Source organism: Sphingobacterium sp. SGG-5, assembly GCF_011043525.1.
Classification (GTDB): domain Bacteria; phylum Bacteroidota; class Bacteroidia; order Sphingobacteriales; family Sphingobacteriaceae; genus Sphingobacterium.
In genome coordinates, this window is the sequence record NZ_JAAKGO010000009.1 from 106,649 (window position 1) to 128,143 (window position 21,495).

12 protein-coding genes and 1 tRNA gene are annotated in these 21,495 nt (G+C 41.6%); 4 read left to right on the plus strand and 9 right to left on the minus strand.

Going from position 1 to position 21,495, the window contains the following annotated elements; all coding sequences use genetic code 11:
* The first annotated feature begins 14 nt into the window (after positions 1 to 14).
* The 4 genes from G5B30_RS14430 (at position 15) to G5B30_RS14445 (ending at position 8,755) form a co-directional block, all read left to right on the plus strand.
* Positions 15 to 4,082 (plus strand): hybrid sensor histidine kinase/response regulator transcription factor, encoded by a 4,068-nt coding sequence (locus G5B30_RS14430; protein ID WP_165320703.1) that lies wholly within the window; start codon positions 15 to 17, stop codon positions 4,080 to 4,082.
* Positions 4,083 to 4,260: 178 nt separating this feature from the next.
* Complete coding sequence (locus G5B30_RS14435; protein ID WP_206367140.1) at positions 4,261 to 5,838, plus strand: sulfatase; 1,578 nt, start codon at positions 4,261 to 4,263, stop codon at positions 5,836 to 5,838.
* Between the two features lie 17 nt (positions 5,839 to 5,855).
* A complete protein-coding gene (locus tag G5B30_RS14440) occupies positions 5,856 to 7,319 on the plus strand; it encodes a hypothetical protein (RefSeq protein WP_165320704.1) in 1,464 nt (487 codons plus the stop codon).
* A 23-nt stretch (positions 7,320 to 7,342) separates the two neighbouring features.
* Positions 7,343 to 8,755, plus strand: coding sequence for a hypothetical protein (locus tag G5B30_RS14445; protein WP_165320705.1), 1,413 nt, complete (start codon positions 7,343 to 7,345; stop codon positions 8,753 to 8,755).
* A gap of 96 nt (positions 8,756 to 8,851) precedes the next feature.
* On the opposite strand, the gene G5B30_RS14450 is transcribed toward G5B30_RS14445, so the two are convergent.
* From G5B30_RS14450 to G5B30_RS14490, 9 genes are all read right to left on the minus strand, one after another.
* Positions 8,852 to 9,235, minus strand: a complete 384-nt coding sequence (locus G5B30_RS14450; protein ID WP_165320706.1) for a hypothetical protein — start codon at positions 9,233 to 9,235, stop codon at positions 8,852 to 8,854.
* Positions 9,236 to 9,325: 90 nt separating this feature from the next.
* Positions 9,326 to 10,012 (minus strand): SGNH/GDSL hydrolase family protein, encoded by a 687-nt coding sequence (locus G5B30_RS14455; protein ID WP_165320707.1) that lies wholly within the window; start codon positions 10,010 to 10,012, stop codon positions 9,326 to 9,328.
* Positions 10,009 to 12,498, minus strand: a complete 2,490-nt coding sequence (locus G5B30_RS14460) for a sugar-binding domain-containing protein (RefSeq protein WP_165320708.1) — start codon at positions 12,496 to 12,498, stop codon at positions 10,009 to 10,011. The genes G5B30_RS14455 and G5B30_RS14460 overlap by 4 nt, the downstream gene beginning before the upstream one ends.
* A 230-nt stretch (positions 12,499 to 12,728) precedes the next feature.
* Positions 12,729 to 12,803, minus strand: a tRNA-Val gene (locus tag G5B30_RS14465).
* Between the two features lie 62 nt (positions 12,804 to 12,865).
* Positions 12,866 to 13,549: a hypothetical protein gene (locus G5B30_RS14470; RefSeq protein WP_165320709.1), complete on the minus strand. Its 684-nt coding sequence runs from the start codon at positions 13,547 to 13,549 to the stop codon at positions 12,866 to 12,868.
* 18 nt (positions 13,550 to 13,567) lie between these two features.
* Positions 13,568 to 14,755, minus strand: a complete 1,188-nt coding sequence (locus G5B30_RS14475) for an aminopeptidase C (RefSeq protein WP_165320710.1) — start codon at positions 14,753 to 14,755, stop codon at positions 13,568 to 13,570.
* A gap of 68 nt (positions 14,756 to 14,823) precedes the next feature.
* The gene (locus G5B30_RS14480; protein WP_165320711.1) at positions 14,824 to 18,582 is read right to left on the minus strand and encodes a sensor histidine kinase; all 3,759 of its coding nucleotides are present in this window, start codon (positions 18,580 to 18,582) and stop codon (positions 14,824 to 14,826) included.
* 93 nt (positions 18,583 to 18,675) lie between these two features.
* Positions 18,676 to 19,449: a succinate dehydrogenase/fumarate reductase iron-sulfur subunit gene (locus tag G5B30_RS14485; RefSeq protein ID WP_165320712.1), complete on the minus strand. Its 774-nt coding sequence runs from the start codon at positions 19,447 to 19,449 to the stop codon at positions 18,676 to 18,678.
* Between the two features lie 97 nt (positions 19,450 to 19,546).
* On the minus strand, positions 19,547 to 21,481 hold the full coding sequence (locus tag G5B30_RS14490; protein WP_165320713.1) for a fumarate reductase/succinate dehydrogenase flavoprotein subunit: 1,935 nt from the start codon (positions 21,479 to 21,481) through the stop codon (positions 19,547 to 19,549).
* Positions 21,482 to 21,495: the final 14 nt, after the last annotated feature.

Here is a 21,495-nt window from a genome sequence, read left to right on the forward strand (position 1 = left end):
TAAAGGAGAAAGAAATGAACATAGCTAACATGAAATCGATGCTGTTGGTTCTTGCTTTTCTATTTATTCTTATAGGGAGAGATGTTTATGCCACACAGTTCCCAGATATCTTTTATGGTAACTCGATAGAGCAAAAATGGTTACCCAACTACTCGATAAGAGATGTCATACAAACCAAAGACAATAATATTTGGGTGGCCACCAGCACGGGGCTATATCGGTACGATATTAATCGTGTCATCCATTACGATATTACCCGTTATACTGCCGATAAGTATTTGAACAATGAAATTTCCTGTATCGTTGAAGATACTAAAGGCAATATTCTCGTGGGTACACAGAGTGGATTGGGGCTTTTTGACCTTAGATCTCAAAAGATAACACTCATCAGTGGACGCGATCAGAACATTGCCAATGTGGCCTTTGGCAGGGACAACGACATTTTATATATTCTCCAGAACGGAGACATCTACCGGCTTATTTTTGACTCCAAAAAAGATTCTTACGAGCGCAAGCGGATTTTTCGTGCAGGTCGTCACAAAAAGAATATGGTGAAGGCAGTGATAGCATTTGATAATAAATCCTATTTTATCGGTGCTTCAGATGGATTGTGGTTGCTGAAAGATGGTGTATTGTCTGCCACGTCCATTGTTGGCCCGGTCAACAGTCTTTATAAAGAAGGGAATACCCTATGGGTAGCAACAGCATTTCACGGTCTCTACAAATGTATCGTCGACTATGGTCATGTGACGGCACAGGGAAGCTATACCCCCAGGAACCAGATTGGCCAAACCGAAAGTATTCAAGAGATCAAGTATTTTAATGAAGAGGAACTCTTATTTGCTACGAATAATAAATTGTATTTGGTCAATAAACAAGCCTTTCCAGAACGTGTATCAATAGAAGAAAAAGCCGTTTTTAGTAAAAATACTATTCGAAAAGTGTCTGTTGACCGCACCATGAATATATGGATTGGGAGTAGAAATGGTTTGTTCACTCTCAACCCTTTAACGTTGTTTACGCAGTTCAACAGCTTTGATAACAGTATTTATCAAAATGTGTTTGTTAATGAACTGATGGCTATTGGTAATGAAAATATACTGCTGGCAACCAATTCATTAGGGCTGCAGCGATTGAACACGAAGACCAACAGCATAGAAAATACACCTGCAAATTTCAAAAGCGTAAAACTATTGAGGAAAACCGCTAGTGGCGATTTGTTTGTTCTCGCAGACAACAGATTTTATAAGACCAGTCTTGACAGTCTGTGGAACCTGTCGGATACTGGAACATTTGTCTCCCAAGGAGGGATAAATGACGTCGTTGAAGTAGCGTCGGGAGAATTTTGGTTTGCTCACTGGTACCAAAAGATTATCAGAGTGGATTCAGGAATACCCAACCCCAGACTGGATAGAATACATCAACATATTCTTAAGTTATTTTCCTCCAATGTGCATATCTACGTGATGGAAATCGACTCCAGAAACAATCTTTGGATCGGAACAAGGGGCGAAGGGTTATTGCGGATAAATCTCAAGGATCAATCTTTGAAAAAGTTCGAAAGAATGGACGGTTTTCCCGATCAGATATTATGTATTAAAGAGGACAGACAGAACAGATTATGGGTAGGGACGCGTGATAAAGGGTTATTGCTCTATCAGCCGGACTTGGATAATTTTAAGGTTTTCGATTCGCACGATGGCCTGCCGTCTAACACCATTTGTGCGATTCAGGAAAGTAGTATGGGAGAGATATGGTTGTCCACACTAAACGGTATTTCCAAGCTCAATGAAGGAAAGTTACTCTCCTTTAGGTCTTATAATAAAGAATCTGGGGTTTATAATGCAGAATTTTCTTTCAATATCTCGGAAGCAGGAGAAGATGGATCAGTTTATTTTGGAGCGGAAAACGGTATTTACCGTTTCTCAAAGAGTGTATTCAACCGTCAAGCGATACCATTGGTATGGACGAATATAGACATCATAAAAGGAAATCCCCAGAATGTAGAACATGTCACCAACGGTAGCTTTTCCATGAAAATGCTGGACAAAGTCGAAGAATCGGGAACCATTGTCTTAGATCGCGACCAGAATAGTCTGCAGATAGGTTTTGCAAAATTGGATTATACGCAACCGCAGCAAAACTTCTATATGTATAGGCTTTTAGGTCGAGATACGTCATGGTCGGTCTTGCAAGGTGAGAAAAGTGTAGTACGGTATTTCAATCTTCCTCCGGGAGAATATGTTTTTCAGGCGATGTCCGCCGGATCAGACGGCACTTGGGACACGGAACCGAAATCCTTTGCTATTATTATTAGGGCCTCATTTTGGCAGACCGGGTACGCATTTTTATTATATGTGTTTATAGGTATTACATTGATATTTTTGATTTATAAACTTATTACCAGATGGAAGCGCGTCCATAAAAGGTTGGAGGAAGAGATGGAAAGTTCGAGAGTACGTGGGCAGCAAATGGTGTACTATGCTGACCTTTCACATGAAATCAAAAACAGATTAACATTGATTATGGGACCCTTGGAAGAAGCCTTGAAAAATAAAAAAGTCAACTTTCAGATGCTGAACCGAATATACGAACAGGGACAGCGCTTAAAGCGTTTCTCTGATCAGATTATGAATATAAGGCGGAGTGAATTGGGCAATTTCCTCTTGACCGTCAGCCTTGAAAAGGATATTATAGCCCTTATTTCCAAAATAGTTGATGATACTCGCCCCCTCGCTATGGTCAAGGATATCGATGTAACTTTTGAATCTGCCCGACAACAGGTCGCTGGTTGGTGTGACGCGGAGATTTTGGAAATCATTCTCATGAATGTGTTGAATAATGCCATTAAATATTGCAAGCCCAGCGGTGCTGTAAAGGTTACTGTGGACACAGAATATTTGGATGATGCCCAGAAGCTAGATATAAGACGAGGAAATTACTTGGTCTGCGCTGTTTCGGATACAGGGATAGGTATAGCTGAAAAGGATATTTCCAAGATACTTCTTCCGTTTTATAGGGCGTCTGGAAAGTTTGATAAAAAGGATATCCCTGGAAAAGGCATTGGTCTGGACTTGGTAGGAAGACTGATACGGAAGCACCACGGAACCATAGAAATCAGGAGTGAGGAAAACGAATATACGATCATCACCTTCTATCTGCCGATTGATAAGACTGCGTTTTCCATGGACGAATTGCAACCCGACATCAAGACGCAGCCAATTGTGATTGCGGAAAAAAACTTCAATGAAAGCGATTCCCTAATCTTTCCGGATACGTCTTTTGAAGAGCAGAAATTGCCTGCTGAAAAGAAGGAAAGCCAGTATAAGCTGTTATTTGTGGATGATGACGAAGAGATGTTATCCTATTTAGGGGAGGTTTTTCACGATGAATTTGCCGTAAATCTGGCAAATAATGGTGAGCAGGCATTAGCATTATTGCGTAAAGAGGAAGTCCATCTTGTTGTTTGTGACCTGGATATGCCGGAAATGAACGGACTTACGGTGTGTAATATATTGAAAGGTGATGATGACCTCGCCCATATTCCCTTTTTATTGCTTACCGGGAAAGATTCGGAAGAACAGAAGCTAATTGCTTTTGAATATGGAGTAGATGACTTCGTTGAAAAGCCTTTTCGTTCTGAACTACTTTCATGGCGGATAAAGAGTCTGTTAAGAAACAAATATCAGTCGATTAAGTTGAGGACTGTAATGGTGTCTGAGCCGAAAGAAACCATCAAAGAGACTAAAACTGAAAAATTTATACAAAATGTCATAGACATTATAGAAGAGAATATGGATAAGAACTTTCTCAGCGTGGATTTTTTGGCCGATGCGATGAATATAACCAGGGCGTCATTTTACCGTAAGATGGAAGAGGTCTTTGGCGAGTCTCCCGCGACTTTTATAAAGAAATACCGTTTAAAAAAAGCGGTACTTTATCTGCAGACGGGAGACTTTTCAATTAAGGAATTGAGTTATAGAGTAGGCTTTAATAATCCTAAATATTTTGCAAAATGCTTTAAGGAAGAGTATGGGGTTTTGCCATCGCAATATTTTGCGTCTGAAGGAGACGATGAATAGTTTCTATGCTGAGCGAGTGGACGAAGTTGGAATAAAATTATCCTTTATTTGAGATGTTTTTTTACCAGGTTATCATTTCTTTTGGTGAAGGATTTTCTTTTATTCATCGGCGATAATACGTAAGATACCGTTTGGCTGATGTGATTCGGAAGCCTTATACAAGTTTAATAATTTAAAAATGAAAATAAAAAAAGTCGTTTTGTTCCTCGTAATGAGTACGGGGATGGTCGTAACGCCTTCTTTTGCTCAGAGTAATCTGACGAAAAGACCAAATATTATCCTCTTTTTTGTAGATGATATGGGGTGGACCGACACATCGGTACCTTTTGGAGAATCTCCCGTTCCCAATAATAGAAAATATGAAACACCCAATATGCAACGACTGGCAGACATAGGGGTTCGTTTTTCTAATGCATACTCACATTCATTGTGTACAGCATCTAGGGTGAGCCTGATGACTGGAATGAGCTCGTCCCGCCATCGCGTTACGAACTGGACGAACAGTACGGTAGATAGGCCTACCGATGCACCTTATTCGGGAATGAAATGGCCGGAGTGGAACTACAATGGTATGTCGACCAAGAAAGAGTATAAAAATAGCGTAATAGCTACGCCATTGCCGGAACTATTGCGTCAGAGCGGATACTATACTGTAATCGTTGGCAAAGGGCACTTTGCCCCCTTTGGCATGCTAGCCAGTAATCCGGAATACATCGGCTTTACAGAAGCAATAGCAAGTGATGCTACAGGACGGCCACGTAGTTATTTCGGTACCGATAATTTCGGAAATAATAAACCTTATCGGTATGATAGGGGAGTCAAAGGACTCGAAGCCTATCATGGGAAGGATATCTTCCTCACGGAAGCGCTGACATTGGAGGCAAAGCGGTCTATGGATAAAGCGCTGAATCTGAATACACCTTTTTTCTTATATATGTCACACTATGCCGTACATACACCGATTATGGAGGATAAGCGGTTTTATCAGAAATACCTGGATAGCGGGTTGGATACTGTGGAAGCCAAATATGCTTCTTTGGTGGAAGGTATGGACAAAAGCTTGGGGGACATTATGGATTACGTACAGGAGAAAGGAATAGCAAATAATACCATCATTCTGTTTATGTCCGATAATGGGGGGCTTGCACTTAATCCACCTCGCGGAGGCGAACTTTTTCAACAAAATTATCCCTTACGATCGGGTAAAGGCTCCCTCTATGAGGGGGGCATCAGAGAACCGATGATTGCCTATTGGCCAGGAGTGACGGAAGCTGGGGTCGTTTCGAATCAAAATGTTATTATAGAAGATTTTTTCCCTACCATATTAGAGATGGCCGGTGTACACGATCCCGAAACTGTTCAGGATATAGATGGAGTCAGTTTTGTCGGAAACCTAAGGAATAATAAACTTGATGACACCAGCCGTTCGCTCGTTTGGCATTTCCCAAGCAACTGGGGACAAGGAGAAGGTACGTTGCGTAAGCATTATAAAAATATGAAAGTCGAGGAACTTGGAATGGGGCCGGCGAGTGCTATTAAGCAAGGGGACTGGAAGCTGGTTTATTTCTATGGTCCGCGGAAAGTGGAGTTATATCATGTTAAGAACGACATAAAAGAACAGAAAGACCTATCGAAATCAAACCCAACAAAGGCCAGAGAACTGTTTCTTCTTTTAACGAATATGCTAAAAGATAGGGAAGCACAGTTTCCCTTTGATGAGAAAACCGGTCAGGAATTACGTCCGGTATGGGAATAATTAATTCTTCACATGACATGATGAAAACGAAATCAACAAGGAATGTTTTTGCTGTTCTGACGGTATTGGTCATAAGTCTGTTTTTTTCCGGATGTGGACGAAAATCTGATCCTATAGTTGTCGACGAAAATCCGACAACAGGTACAGGTGACAAGATAGAAGATGATACGGACGATGGTTACTTGGTGGTTGTGGTATCGGATCAACAAAAACAACAGTTACGTTTTGGAGTTGATGCCGAGCGACTGTGGTTTTGGCGCAGTGGCAATAAAGATGAGTTGGCTAAGGCAGCAGTGGGAGACATGCAGTCAGATTATGTCCGAGTGGCCATCAATGCAGCTTATGAACGGGAGTATGGTAATAAGAACGAATCCGCTTATCATGAGATTCTTGAAATGATGACGGCAATGCGAGCGGCGAATCCAAACATTAAGTTTTTTGCTAGCCCAAGACCTCTTCATGAAGCGTATAATTCACAGGAAGCAGCAGATGTCTGGGGTCCGGGAAATACTCCTTGGTCGCCTTTTCCAGCATGGATCCAACAGTGGCGCCAGGATGGAACTGCTGTTCGTGATGGTATAACCGTACCCAAATGGGTTAAATCCTATTTTGATAGCGATGCTTGGGTACAGTACTATGCGGATTACCTGAATTTCATGCACGATAAAGGATTTGATATTGCTTATATGGATGTGACTAACGAGCAGACGATCATTACTCCTGCCTTAACGAAGTATCTGTATGAAAACATGCCGGCCAAATTGAATATCGGTGTCCAGATGCCGTTGTTAGTTACTCCTTCGTCTTGGAACACACAAGGGGGGATTAATTGGTTGGATGCGGTAGATCAGTCAAAAGGTGAACATCTGGTATTTGCTGTTGCTGCCTCGCACAACACCGGAGAGGGCGGAAGCCTTGAGGAGTTTGTAGCGAAAGCTACACAATTAGGGGCTGAACCTTGGAATTCAGAGTTGCACGGGTGGGTCGGAACAGACGATCTTAAACAAGAAATTATGACTTCGACCGTATTCTGGGAGCATCTGAGAGCGGGGTATTCCGGTATAGATACCTGGCTGTTTTTTGGTTCGCTAGCTGGCAGGCCACACTCTATGATTAATTCGAATGGTGTGATTATCGAGAAAGCAGGTAAATATGAGATATTTAAACAGGTGGTCAATAACGCAAATAGGGGGTATTATGTGGATATACCTTGCCCGACAGAAGAATCGATTACTGCGGCTTTCATCAAGGATAAGGTATTGTCCATATGGATACTGAATAGGGGACAGGATAAAATTGAATCGGTCAAATTTAGAATGCCGGGCCATGGTGATTTTGAAAGTAAGGTAGAGGTGATAAAGTGGCAAGAAGATCTGCCGAAATCCGGTGATGAATATGACGTAAATATGGCTACTTCTACTAGTTTCGTCACGGATATTGAAGGTGAATCATTGTATTTTTTTAAGCTGAATATAAAATAACATTTAAAGTACTTATATAGACTATGGGAAAAACTAAATTGATTGCAGGTGTTATACTGTCCCTTTTTTTACTTGGTTTTAAAATAGGGTTTGCTAATCCTGAACAGCAAAAAAATGACGAGATAACTATCACGGTGTCACCTCAAAATAGCCAACGTGTATTATTTGGTATAGATGCCGAGCGGCTGTGGTTTTGGCGAAGTAGTCTTAAAGACCAATTGGCAGACTTAGCGGTAGGGCAAATGCATACCTCATATGTTCGTGTTGGGATTAATGGGGCATACGAACGAGAAAAGGGGATAAAGAATGAAGCTGCTTATGATAAGATATTGGAGGTAATGACCGCGATGCGGAAGGCTAATCCTAAAATTCATTTTTTTGCTAGCCCGCGACCCATTCATGAGGCATATACACGTGAGGAAAAAGCAGAAATTTGGGGACATCGTGACAATGGTGTGTTTTCTCCTTTCCCTATATGGATACAAGAATGGAAAAAAACGATCAAAACACGAAAAATGAAAGATGGGACCGTCGTCAATAGGTGGGTAAAAGGGGAGTTCGATGTCGATGCTTGGGTACAGTATTATGCAGATTATTTGAATCTGATGCATAAGAAAGGGTTCGACATCACCTATATGGATGCAACGAATGAGCAGAGTATAGTTCAACCTAAACACACAAAATACCTATCCGAAGAGTTGCCCAAAAAACTGAATAAGGGAGTGAAAATGCCTAAGATTATTGCTCCTTCTTCTTGGAGTACTTTGGGAGCAACGAAATGGCTTAAGTCGGTAGATATTTCAAAAGGTGAAGATAAAGGTTTTGCTATTGTAGCATCCCATAATACCGGAAAAGAAGGAGAGCTTGTCGACTTTGTAAACGAAGTCAGGAAGTTGGGTAAAGAAGCGTGGAACTCGGAATTGCATCAGTGGGTAGGCAGTATGAAAGAACTGAAAAGAGAAATACTAACTTCAGAAATATTCTGGGAACACATGAGAGCTGGTTACACAGGCATAGATACCTGGCTGTTTTATGGACCCTTAAATGGTCAGGGCCATACAATGATCAATTCGAGTTGGAAAAAGATAAACCGTTCAGGTAAATACGAAATATTCAGACAGATTGTCAATCATGCCAATGAAGGTAATTATGTAGCGATCAGCCGGCCATCAGACGAGGTGCAGACCGGGGCTTTCATTAAGGATGGTATACTATCGGTTTGGGTACTGAATACTTCCGTTACACCGCTTAAATCTGTTAAATTTGAGATACCCGGAAGGGGCAAACTTAATCGTAAGATTGAGGTGGTAAAATGGCATGATAGCCTGCCGAGGGCTGGAAGCCAGAGTATTACAAAAATTTCTGGAGATACACAGTTTTTCAATGATATAGACGGGGAGTCTTTGTATTTCTTCAAGATAAATTTAGAAGGATAGTCTGAAGCAATACTTATGATTAGTTCTTTAAGTAATTACGGGGGTCCATCAGCTGATAGATCCCCGCAATAAGTACGTACGCATAGGCATCCGTATCTAGTCTTGATTTTGTTTCTTTCTTTCTTGTAAAGCTTTGCGCCGCTCGATCCTTTTTTCTTTCTGTATAGCTTTGAGTTGTTTACTTTGTTCGGGGGAGAGAATATGAGTATGGAGATATTGCGCAGCTGCAAGCCTGATTTCTCTCCGCTTCTTATTCTTATCCTGGCGGCTCAGAGACTTGTCTCTAAGTACGGTGTGAATTTGCTGTCGTACGGATTTTAAATGGTCAGTGAGCTGTGTTTTCTGCTCTTCATTTGCATTTACTAAATCCAGCGCTTCTGTACTTAATACCTCAAAAGGTTTAGGCACCTGTACCTCCTGTGCATAGATGGTTAACACTAATCCCAACATAACTGCTAAACTTAAAATTGCTTTTTTCATATCATTTATTTAATTTATTATTGTGTACGCTTACGGAAAATTCGTTTTTTCGAAGTTAAAATAATTTTTTTGCCCACGAGAGCAGCTGCTTCATTTTAGCTTCTTCTTTATTGCGTCGACTATCGGTTTTGACAGTTCCTCATACCCCTCTTTGGTGTAGTGGACATCGCCTTCCTTTAGTCGATATTGTTTATGTATATCTACGGAATACCTGTGGAGGTCTACTATGTCTACATCGTATTTTTTCATGACTTCTGCAGCGGCTTTATTATAGATGACCTCATCTCCCTCAAAGCGACCTGCTTCATCAGGAGGGACCACGGTCGTGGTAACGAAAAGAAGTGGTGTTTTGGTGTTTTTCAACTTTTGTACAAGTTTGTCCATATTCGCTTTATACCTATCGACTGTAAAGGTTACTTTACCATTAACCTTATCTCTTTTTCCCTGCACAGTGGATTCCGGATGCCGATAAGTAAGATCCCATAACCCCCAATTGAAGAGTATGAGGTCATACTTTTCTCCATCTAACCATTTATCCAATAACCTGAGTCCCGCGCCTGTATGCCGGGCATTTCCTGGGTTGTGCGAAACCTCTGCACTTTGGGTTAATGCATTCCTTACAAAAGGAAAATAACCGATAGAAATAGAATCACCTATTATCAGCACTTTCTTTTTAGGTGGAGCGGACGCTGCTAACGCAATTATGGTTACAGATAATCCGATGAGGAATAGCCAGTTATTTGTCTTCCGTTTTCTTATGATCGTCTTATTTTTCATCTTTTTTTGTTAAAATTTACATAGCCGGACTTTAAGCCTTTAGCACTGAAATCGACGCTCACCGGCTTATCATTGCCTGCTTTTATTTTTATATAAGCAGTTAAATTGCCTCGATGTGCGTTATGTTTGTTGTCGGTATAATTCCCCATGTCACTGTTGTTACCACCCTCCAGTCCGAGTAGCTCGGCCTCTCCGTTGATATTACATCGGATTTCGTGGGAAGCATCGGTCACAAGGTTTCCTTTATCATCAACAATTTGTAATCTGACTTGTGCTACTCCATCTTTTTTGCGGATTAAATCATCACATTCTACCACTTTTATGGCATATGGCTTTTGGGGCGTCACAATGCTATAGTGTGCTACTTGCCTGTCGTTGGCGTCCATACCAATTACTTCCAACGTACCCGCTTCATAGGGCACGTCCCAATACGTAATGCCTGTTTTGGAGTCGTAAGGCTTAGGCAGTCCCCATTTTTTTCCGTTTAGTATCAGCTGTGCATGAGCCGTATTTGTATAACATACGACCCTTATAAGTTCTCCCGGCTCGTATTTCCATTGCGGCCAAGCGTCCATAGATAGGCGTATTCTTGCTTTGCGCTTATGTTGCTCTGTCTGGGACAACACATCTTCGGATATAATCTCCTTAGCTATGGAATAAGTGCCTAAATAGGCCATAGGCTTATCGCTCCAGAGCGACTGTCGGAAATAGCCACGCGGTTTTATCAATCCGGCAAAATCCATTAGGCCCGAATAAAACCCCCGTGATGGCCATTTTCCCGATTCGCCAAGATAATCTATTCCGGTCCACAGAAACTGCCCGAAAATATGGTCGTTTTCCATCACAGCTTTCCACGCTTTTAAATCGTGGCGGTTTTCACTACCATAAATCACACGATTCGGGTATTTTTTGTGATCCGAGATATATCGGTTTTCCGTGTAATTGTAGCCGGCAATATCCAGTGCGCCTGGATATGTTGTCTCATTAGACATAGCCACGCCAGCTAACCCTGCTGTCACAGGTCGAGATGTGTCGTGCTGTTTTACCACTTTCACCAATTTCTCGGCGATTGTTCCCAGGCGATTGGCATCCGGTGCTTCTTTTTTATATCCCCCGAAGCTTTTTTGGGTAAATCCGCCGTCTCCATCCAGAATAGGGTGAGAGTAAGGGTCATTAGGGTAGTCTACCTCATTTCCAATGCTCCAGGCAAATATCGATATGTGGTTTCTGTCACGCTTGACCATATCGGCAAGATCCTGTTCTCCCCAGCTCTCGAAGAAATCATAGGAGCCATCCAATCCGGGTATACCCACATTCCATCCTTCTATCCATTTCCTTTTGGGAAATTCCCACTCATCAAATGCTTCGTTGAGCACCAGTAAGCCTAATTCATCGCAGAGCGCATATAAGTCTGGCGATTGAGGATTGTGTGAGGTGCGGATAGCGTTACAACCTATTTCTTTGAGAGTTAGTAGTCGCTTTCGCCACACTTGTTTTGGAACTGCCGCACCCAATACACCGGCATCGTGATGCAGACATACGCCTTTTATTTTCATCGGCTTTCCATTCAACGCAAATCCCTTATTCGGATCGAAGTTAAATGTACGAAACCCCGTGGCGGTATTTGTACTGTCTAATATCTTTCCATTGAGGCTCACTATTGTCACGAGCTGATATAGATTAGGATGGTCAACGTCCCATAGTAAAGGATTCTCCGGTTGCAAAGAGGTGATAAGTTTATTGTCTTGTTGTTTTTCTACAGTCAGAGATTGTGATTTTTTTGCCACCGATTGGCCATTTGGTGCAAATAGTTCGTTTGTTATCAAGAGTGTCTCACCATGAGGAGTATGGTTTTGAAGGGAAACTTCTATTTTGAGTGACGAATTATCTTTCTTTGGATAAGCAGAGACACCCCATTGCGCAATATGGATAGGAGGGCTGTGGATCAACCAGACATTCCGATATATACCGGATCCCGTGTACCATCGCGAATCTGCATGACGGCTGTGATCGACTCTTACAGCAATCATGTTGTTCTGATCATATTTGATATATGGGGTAATATCGTACATGAACGAGATATAGCCATTCGGGCGGTGCCCCAATAATTGTCCATTGATATAGACATCGCTACGATTGTATACGCCCTCAAAATAGATATAGATTTTTTCTCCACGTCTGTCGCCAGATATCTTTAAAGTTTTCCGATACCACCCTATACCCCCAGGCAGATAACCGGTACAGCTGGCCAGAGTCGGATCCAGCTTTCCTTTTACACTCCAATCGTGAGGTAGGTTTATGGATTGCCATTTTGTTTCGTCAATAGCTGCGTTTTTAGCGTCCTTTGTGTCTTCCAGTATAAATAACCAGTTCTCGTTGAGTAATTCGCTTTGTCCGAATCCAACTTGGGCTTCTGTCCATTTTGGGAGACCCAATAGAGACGAGATGAACAAACAGGCCAAAAGATGCCAATGCTTTAAGATCATATGATGTTACAAAAGTTTATGTTTGATAAATAATACCACAAGGGCTGTCTGAAAATTCTCACAAAGCTTACTTTTTAGAAACACCCTTGTTTGCAAAGGAACGTACTTATTGGATAAAAAATATCTCAATATGGGAGTGTGTTTATCTCAAAACAAAGTAAACCTACGATTTCTTTATACAAGGGAAGACAACCGGAGGGCAGATAAGAAAATAATAAGGGGGAAGTTTGTGGGAATTACTGGATTCGAACCAGTGACCCCTACCTTGTCGAGGTAGTGCTCTAAACCAACTGAGCTAAATTCCCAAACTGTCTGCAAAGATTAGAAAAAAAAATGAAATACAACCCATCTATTTGCAAATATTATTTTAGGGCTCTAAGCTCCATATTTCGTAGATCGGATCGCCTTTAGAGCTCAGCCCGTTGTGGTGCCAATCTTTGTTTTTGATCTCTCCTTTAAATTCCAAAGTATTTCCCACACGGCTATTGTCTCGGGAGAAAAATAGAAGATGTTCGGTGTAGTTGTTGTCCGAAAATGTATAATGTCCACCGCCTGTGCCATAGAAGCCTTTTTCTGCCGGATTGATCGCAATCCACTGAAAATAGCCATCGACTAATATCTTAATCGTTTTGCGGTCTCGTCGGGGAATGGTGCCCATACTTCCGTCCTTTGCCTGACGGCCCGTAATACGCCACACGCCATCTAACCCTTGATTCTGTGCGGGTTTCTTGGCGAGTGCCTGTCCTCCGATGGATAGCGATTCGCTGCTGCTTGATGTAGGGAGACGGATCTGTGTACCAACGCTTTGTGGGTTTTCATCGTTATATTCTAAAGTAATGTGCAGGGTCTTGCCGTCAAACTGATACGGCCCTCCTTGCGTAGAAAGATATTCCTGATCTTTAAATAAAATCTGGCTGCTGTAACCATTTTTGAAAAGCCATACCGTATTTGTGTCGTCTGACTTTCCTACATATACACCGTCCAGATTTATGGCCTGACCGAAAGCTGTCGTGGATACACACAGACACAGCAAAAGTGTTTGCAGTTTCATAAGAATATAATTTGAGATTTACCCCATGTTCAACTTACCTCTGATTTCTTTTTGTATCGCGTCTTTATGAAGCAATATTGAGATTGTTTTGTAGCGTACAAATTCTTTGGTCACATACATATATCCCTGATAATCGTTGGATGTACCCCACGAGTTTTTAACGATATAATATTCCTTTCCGTTTTGATCGCGACTGATTCCCACAATATGCATGCCATGGTCATCCGTTGTCCTATAGTCATCAAACGCCGCCTGACGTTCGGCCGGACTTTTTGTTCCTTCTGCTTTTGGCCCGTTAAACATATCCTTTTGCTCTTCTTTCGACATCGCTGCAAGTTCTTTTGCCGGAACATAAGCTACACCATTTTTCCAGCTGAAATATTTCTCCGAAACATCTGTAGCCCACGCTACGGTATATCCGGTCTTTAATGCATGGTCAATGATGTCGGTTAAGTCTCGCATCTGCACATTGTAAAAACTTTCGAACGACCAGTTGTCGGGTATCAATAATACGAAAGGTTTATAATAAGGGTAAGCGTCGAAAGAGCTGATACCGACATAGTCGTCCGGATGTATCCCGACCACCTGGTCTGCCCAGGAGCGTGGTGTATAGCTTTTCCCTTTATAGGTGAAAATCTGTGGTGGAGTGCCGAGGTAGGCATCCATGACACCGGTTATTGCTTTTTGCCAGCTTTTGGATAATGTTTTGTTTTTAGCAATGCTTTCGTTCATACTCTCGAGAACACCGCTCATTTCGCTAAAATTATTGCGTGTCTGTCCGTCGAGTAAACCTGTGTAAGCCTCCTGGGGTACCGCTCCATATCGGCGATAAATAGTCAATACATCATGTAACTGCCCGCCTTGACCCTGACTTTGCCCGCCGTGCAACCGCATAAAGTTTTTCGCCTTTTCGAGATAGGTATAGTAAGCCGTGAAAATCTGTGATATCTCTACAGGCTGCCTGCCCATGCGGATCATCTCTGATTCGAGAAATGAATTTCCGGAATAGGACCAGCAAGTGCCGGATGAGCCTTGATCTTTGACAGAAGTGGTCTCGAGATTGATAACTTCCGTAAAAACAAACTGATTCTTACTGCTATCGCTAACATTACTCTTGAGCGCGTGGATTAAATTATCCTGTGCAAAAGTGTGAAAAGTAGCGGCAAATAATAAGGTAGCAATACCTAGTGGTTTTCTCCAATTCATATCAAAATACTGTTTTTTACGAATATAAAAATTGATTGGGCAAATCGATCCCCGATTTTGTAAAATCTTTATGATACGAGGTCTTGTCCTTCTATATACAGTGGAATATCGATAAAGAATGTTGTCCCTTCATTTAACGTACTTTCAAACCTTATCGTGCCATTCATGCCCTCAATGGTCTGTTTGACAAAAGCAAGTCCCAATCCTGTGCCTGAACTTTTTGTCGTAAAGTTTGGCCGGAAGATATTGGGAATAACATCCGCTGCGATACCTAGGCCATTGTCCTTGACCTGGATCTCTATTCTATTGTTGCCTAAGTTATTGATAATAAAATCAACTTTGAGCTTTCTCCGTTTTGGACTGGCCTCCATAGCGTTTTTCAGAAGATTGTTGAAGGTACGGAGCAGCTGTCCTCGATCACCCAAAACATTAAGTTTTGGTATACCTGTATTATTTCTTATCGAAATCTGCGTGTTCGGATTGCTACTGAATGTGTCGATAGATTTGGTGATCTTACCGATTAAATCGATCACGACCATTTTTGTTTCAGGGAGCTTGGCGAAAGAGGAAAACTCAGAGGCGATATGTGACAAAGCATCGATTTGTTCAATAAAGGAAGTGGATATCTTTTTGAAACGTTCTTCCAGTTTGGGATCTCCTTCATGGAAGGACCGGCTTAATTGCTGTATACCCAACTTCATAGGTGTAAGCGGATTCTTAATCTCATGGGCAACCTGCTGTGCCATTTCGCGCCACGCGGCCTCACGCTCTTTGTTGCGGAGCTGTACGGCATTTTCTTCCAGCTTGACCAACATGAAATTGTACTCTTTGATCAGCGAGCCGATTTCGTCATTTTTGTCCCAATATAGCGGTTCGTTGGTCTTGCCGCTGAGCGATGTTTCAGCCAGTTTCTGACCGATAAACTCTAAAGGTTCGGTGATTTTCCGTGCAATAAAAGCAGACAGAAAGGCAAGAATGATAACGATAATCGTATAAATATTGAGGATCGTGTTTAATAGCACATTTTGGCTGCTCGTCTCTTCATCGTTCGATAAAAAATAAGGAATACTCAGGTATGCCAACGTCTGATAGTTGGCATTTCTAATGGTAGCATAGGTGACATCATAGTTAAAGTCAGCCACATTTTCTTTATTCATGATCTCGCTTTTCTTCAACACGTTCAGATTTAACAGCGCATCAATATGGATATATTGGGAAATCAACTTTTGGTCATATATCTTAGGTTGTGTCGAATATATAAGTTTTCCGTTGCTGTTATATAAGTTGAAGTCCATGGTCAATACATCGGAAAGATTTCTTATCAGATCCTCGATATCATGCACGACTTCCCGGGAGGCCGAGTTATATATATTGCTTTCTATTTTATTGGCAATTTTAGAGATGTGTTCTATTTTTTCGTTTTTTCTGTTTTCTTCCGATTGATAACTGATACTGATAAAGGTGATGACACCGGAAATAATGACGGCAAGGAGCACGGATGAAATGACCAGCGTTTGTATCCGTGTACTATATCGGATATTTTGCCGGAGCCGATACAATCGAAATACCAGATGACGAAAAGAGAGGTTTTGAGAAGTGAAAACAGGGATGATAGTCAATAAAAGATTGATGAATGTTGTAACAACGTAGAGTAATAGAAATGATGCGGATGCTAAGGCAATAAATTCCCAATAGGATTGGGTCTCTTTACTTACGATAATCGTCGTGTAGCTGTTCGGCCTATACATAACCTGGACAAAGCGGTCGTCTTCCTTTAACACGATATACTCTTCGATCGCCTGAGGGAATGACGCATCGGTACTTGGATATATGTATTTGCCGTTTTGTGTAATTAACGTTCCATTTTTATAAAAAGCATAACTGTTTTCACCAAAATTCTGCTCATTTAATTGTGCATCATTCTTATTTGCACCCAAGAGTATCGGAAAGGGTAACGCTTGACTGAACACCTTATTGGTGAAATTCAGAATCAGGGTAAGTTCATCTTCCGTCGAGAGGGGTATTTTTAAGATAGCAAAGTATTCCAACTTGCCGATTTCTGTGGCGTGTTTGTAAAAATTGGATGTAGAGTTTATTTTTGTAGAGTTGATAACCTTTTCACGATAATCTGTAATCTTGTTTGACGTATATTTCTCTATTGGATCCGTGTTGAGATAGTAATAGCCCTGAAAATCATATTTCGAAAGATACCCGTTGAGGTATTTTCGTTTGATGTAGGAGGACAAGAACTTACCGTCAATATCCGGATAGCTGAAATGTAAAATTTTTAGCAGGTGATCGTCGCTTAAGAGATCGCTTTCGATGGAATCAAATTGTACGATAGCCTCGGGATCATCGTTAGACTTCAATAAGGAGATGGTCTGTTTTAATTGTTTTTCCTGTGCTTTATTGTAGGATTTGGAGAAGATAATTGCTGTTATCAACGCCAAGGATACCAATGAAATAACATGTGTAGAGATTCGATTTTCTCGAAACATCGAGTGATCAAATGATCGGATCAGTACAATCAAACCAATAAGAACATTCACGAGGTCAAAACTATCGAATACAGCCGATAAGATCAGGAATTGGACCAGCACGAGCAGCTGTATATTGAGAATATGGGTGGATGAATTGTGACAGAGACCTTTGCCGAGATATAGGATAAAATCGGTCAACAAAACCAAAGAAACGATATTGATACAATAGATGAGAACGAAAAGTAAACTAAAAGAATGTGTCTTTAGTAGTTCAATAAAGTTGTAATCAATAATGGCCGAATGTGTCACCAGTGTTCCGAGATAATGGAATATCTGGTGATAGACAAGGTACAGAAAACACAATAAGAGGTAAAAAAAGATAATGTTGTTCGGCTTCTTTTTGAATTTCTCCTTAATGACAAGATTGTTTTTTACATAAATACAGTGACAGATTACCCAAAGGATCGCCACGCTATTAGCGATAAAAGTCCGTATGTTGGTAATAAAAGGAGGGTAGGAGTAGATTTCGGATCGGAATATCGGGAGGTTAGAAATTTCGACTAACCAGTTCGTATGCGTGTCTAGTAACCTGACCAGAAAAAGTAAGGTAGCTATAACAACGATGGACAGCCAGGGGTATCCTTTTTTCGCGATATCGATACATATACCCTGAATGAGTATAACAAAAGTAAGGGTCGCTAGAAACCAGCATAGCAATTGGATCTTTATAAAGATGCTATTGTGTTTATCCGTGTTGAGTTTGACCGAAAACAGGTAAGTATCGTCTTTTGAATAAATGTTTTTGATATTCTGACTGTCGCTGAAGTCAGCGATTTCCAGGTTATTTGTCTTTAGGATGCGCTGTGAGACAGCTGGTTTTAGATAATCGTCATTGTTTCGAAATAACCTTTTAACGGTTATTATCGCCAAGAGTGTCGTCTCATCGTTGATCTCTTTTTTCTTAACGATAAAGGACCTGTTTTCAACGGTGATGTACGAAATATTATTTTTTAAGCCATTTACGGTTTCCGGTACGTAGATATTTGAACTCCAGAATATAGGAGCATTGTTTTTATAAATAAAGAGGAAGATCGATTTTTCCCGATATTTTTTTGATATTTCTCTTACCTGTAAGGGGTATCTTTCACTGTTCGCGAAAGTTTTTAAGAGTAAGTCATCGTTAAAAAGATGATCGATAATTTCTTCTTTTTCATGGATATTCTCTGTCAGGAGTTTGCTGTCCATATCAAGAATCTCATTATCGTTTATGCTATTGTTGATCGTAACAGCCGTTGCTATAAATAGAACTGTAAGTACAAATAAAAATATCCGTATATTATTACTCATTAGCAGAGAGCTTAACGTTGCAATAGTAAATATAACAAAAAAGTCCTTACAAGATTTTTTGTAAGGACTTTTTTAGTACCATTTGTGATAAGACTAACTGTGAACGTCTTCCTGACGGAATATTTTAGCATTCAGATATTCCCGATTTAGTCTTGCAATATTCGTTAATTTAATACCTACCGGACATTCTGCTTCACAGGCACCTGTATTGGTACAGCTACCGAAGCCCTCCTTATCCATCTGATCGACCATCGCCTGTGCACGCTCGTAACGTTCTGTCTGACCCTGTGGAAGTAGGGCAAACTGCGATACCTTTGCGGAAACAAAGAGCATAGCCGAAGCATTTTTACATGCCGCAACACAAGCACCACATCCGATACATGTCGCTGACTCGAAAGCCTCATCAGCAATACGCTTAGGAATAGGTATAGTATTGGCATCCGGTACACCACCTGTATTCACGTTGACATAGCCTCCCGCTTGTTGTATACGGTCGAACGCCGTGCGGTCGACGGCTAAATCTTTCAATACAGGGAAGGCTGCGGCACGCCAAGGTTCGATAACGATGGTTTGCCCATCGTGAAAGCTTCGCATATGCAGCTGACATGTCGTTGTTCCTTCCTTAGGTCCGTGTGGCCGGCCGTTAATGACCAGCGAACACATACCACAGATACCTTCGCGGCAATCGTGGTCAAAATATATAGGATCTTCACCTTTACGGGTCAAATCTTCATTCACAACATCCAACATTTCCAAGAAAGACATATCGTCAGCGATGTTGTTAGCCTGGATAGTTACAAACTGTCCTTTTGCTTTGTTATTTCTTTGACGCCAAACTTTCAGCGTTAAATTTAACTCCTTACTCATATGTTTATAGTATTTAGTAATTAGTATTTAGACTTTAGACATAAGAATTTTGTTTCTAACGTCCTCTATCTAATGTCTAATATCTATTATCTAATGTCTATTTATAACTTCTTTGTGTTAACTTCACATTTTCGAAAATCAACTCTTCTTTGTGCAGTACTTCCGGTTGATTGTCTCCCTTATATTCCCATGCGGATACATAGGCGTAGTTCTCATCGTCGCGTTTTGCTTCACCTTCTTCCGTTTGTGATTCCAACCGGAAGTGGCCACCGCACGATTCGTTGCGGTTCAGCGCATCGTCGACCATCAGTTCGCCGAGTTCTAAGAAATCGGCTACACGTCCGGCTTTTTCCAGCGACATATTAAGCTCTTCGTTCTCACCTAGTACACGCGCATTCTCCCAAAACTCTTTCCGAAGTTCCTGGATAAGGCCTTTTGCTTTAATAAGTCCTTCCGCCGTCCGGGCCATACCGCAGTATTCCCACATGATATGTCCGAGCTGCTTATGGATATCATCCACAGTCTTGTTCCCATTCAACGATAATAGCCTGTTGATATTACTTTCTACTTCTTTGCGTGTTTGCTCAAAAGCCGGGTGATTTTGATCCACAGGTGCAAAGCTTCCTAAATTTGCCAAATAATCGCCGACCGTATAAGGGATGACAAAATAACCATCCGAAAGCCCTTGCATCAATGCGGATGCACCCAAGCGGTTGGCGCCGTGATCCGAGAAGTTACATTCTCCTAACGCATATAAACCGGATACTGTGGTCATTAGGTTATAGTCCACCCATACTCCGCCCATGGTATAGTGAACAGCAGGGTAGATACGCATCGGTTGTTTGTACGGGTTCTCGTCTGTAATCTGATAATACATATCAAATAAGTTGCCATACTTTGCACGTACGGTGTCTTCACCCAAGCGTTTTATAGCATCTGCAAAGTCGAGGAAAACCGCTACGCCGGACTTACCGACACCACGACCTTCGTCAACGACCTCTTTTGCATTCCGCGACGCAACATCCCGGGGCACTAGGTTACCGAAAGAAGGATATTTACGCTCTAAGTAGTAATCGCGATCCTCTTCTTTGATATCTGCAGCTTTCAGTTCGCCTTTCTGTAATTTTTTTGACAGCTCAACGGTCTTTGGTACCCATACGCGTCCGTCATTACGGAGTGACTCCGACATCAGTGTCAGTTTTGACTGATGGTCACCTGTAACCGGGATACAGGTCGGATGAATCTGTGTGTAACAAGGATTGGCAAAGAAAGCACCTCGTTTGTGCGCCCGCCATGCAGCTGTTACATTACATCCCATGGCGTTTGTAGAAAGGAAATAGACGTTACCATAGCCTCCAGTACAAAGTAACACAGCATGTCCCGCATGTGATTCTATTTTTCCGGTCACCAAATCACGTGTAATGATACCTTTCGCATGTCCATCAATGGTAACGATGTCCAGCATCTCGTGGCGTGTATACGATTGTACTTTGCCCTTTTTGATTTGACGGTTCAGTGCCGAATACGCGCCTAACAATAATTGTTGTCCCGTTTGACCGCGCGCATAGAACGTACGGGATACTTGTGCTCCACCGAAAGAGCGGTTGTCAAGCAAGCCCCCATATTCACGGGCGAAAGGAACACCTTGAGCCACACATTGATCAATAATGTTGACAGACACTTCCGCAAGCCGGTAGGTATTACCTTCGCGCCCACGGTAGTCACCGCCTTTAATAGTGTCGTAAAATAGACGGAAGACTGAATCTCCGTCATTTTGATAATTCTTTGCCGCATTGATCCCTCCCTGTGCAGCGATGGAGTGCGCACGGCGAGGAGAATCCTGATAGCAAAATGTCTTGACGTTATAACCGAGCTCTGCTAATGAAGCTGCAGCTGATGCACCGGCTAACCCTGTTCCCACCACAATAATCGTAAATTTACGCTTGTTGGCCGGATTAACCAGTTTCATGTTGAATTTATGATTGGACCATTTTTGGGCTAATGGACCCGCTGGTACTTTTGAATCTAACATATTTATTCCTTTCA

Bases quoted from the DNA above. Each gene is read 5' to 3' on its own strand.
- G5B30_RS14430 (WP_165320703.1), top strand. From the start codon at position 15: ATGAACATAGCTAACATGAAATCGATGCTGTTGGTTCTTGCTTTTCTA.
- G5B30_RS14460 (WP_165320708.1), bottom strand. From the start codon at position 12,498: ATGATCTTAAAGCATTGGCATCTTTTGGCCTGTTTGTTCATCTCGTCT.
- G5B30_RS14490 (WP_165320713.1), bottom strand. From the start codon at position 21,481: ATGTTAGATTCAAAAGTACCAGCGGGTCCATTAGCCCAAAAATGGTCC.
- G5B30_RS14435 (WP_206367140.1), top strand. From the start codon at position 4,261: ATGAAAATAAAAAAAGTCGTTTTGTTCCTCGTAATGAGTACGGGGATG.
- G5B30_RS14470 (WP_165320709.1), bottom strand. From the start codon at position 13,549: ATGAAACTGCAAACACTTTTGCTGTGTCTGTGTGTATCCACGACAGCT.
- G5B30_RS14485 (WP_165320712.1), bottom strand. From the start codon at position 19,449: ATGAGTAAGGAGTTAAATTTAACGCTGAAAGTTTGGCGTCAAAGAAAT.
- G5B30_RS14445 (WP_165320705.1), top strand. From the start codon at position 7,343: ATGGGAAAAACTAAATTGATTGCAGGTGTTATACTGTCCCTTTTTTTA.
- G5B30_RS14440 (WP_165320704.1), top strand. From the start codon at position 5,856: ATGATGAAAACGAAATCAACAAGGAATGTTTTTGCTGTTCTGACGGTA.
- G5B30_RS14450 (WP_165320706.1), bottom strand. From the start codon at position 9,235: ATGAAAAAAGCAATTTTAAGTTTAGCAGTTATGTTGGGATTAGTGTTA.
- G5B30_RS14455 (WP_165320707.1), bottom strand. From the start codon at position 10,012: ATGAAAAATAAGACGATCATAAGAAAACGGAAGACAAATAACTGGCTA.
- G5B30_RS14480 (WP_165320711.1), bottom strand. From the start codon at position 18,582: ATGAGTAATAATATACGGATATTTTTATTTGTACTTACAGTTCTATTT.
- G5B30_RS14475 (WP_165320710.1), bottom strand. From the start codon at position 14,755: ATGAATTGGAGAAAACCACTAGGTATTGCTACCTTATTATTTGCCGCT.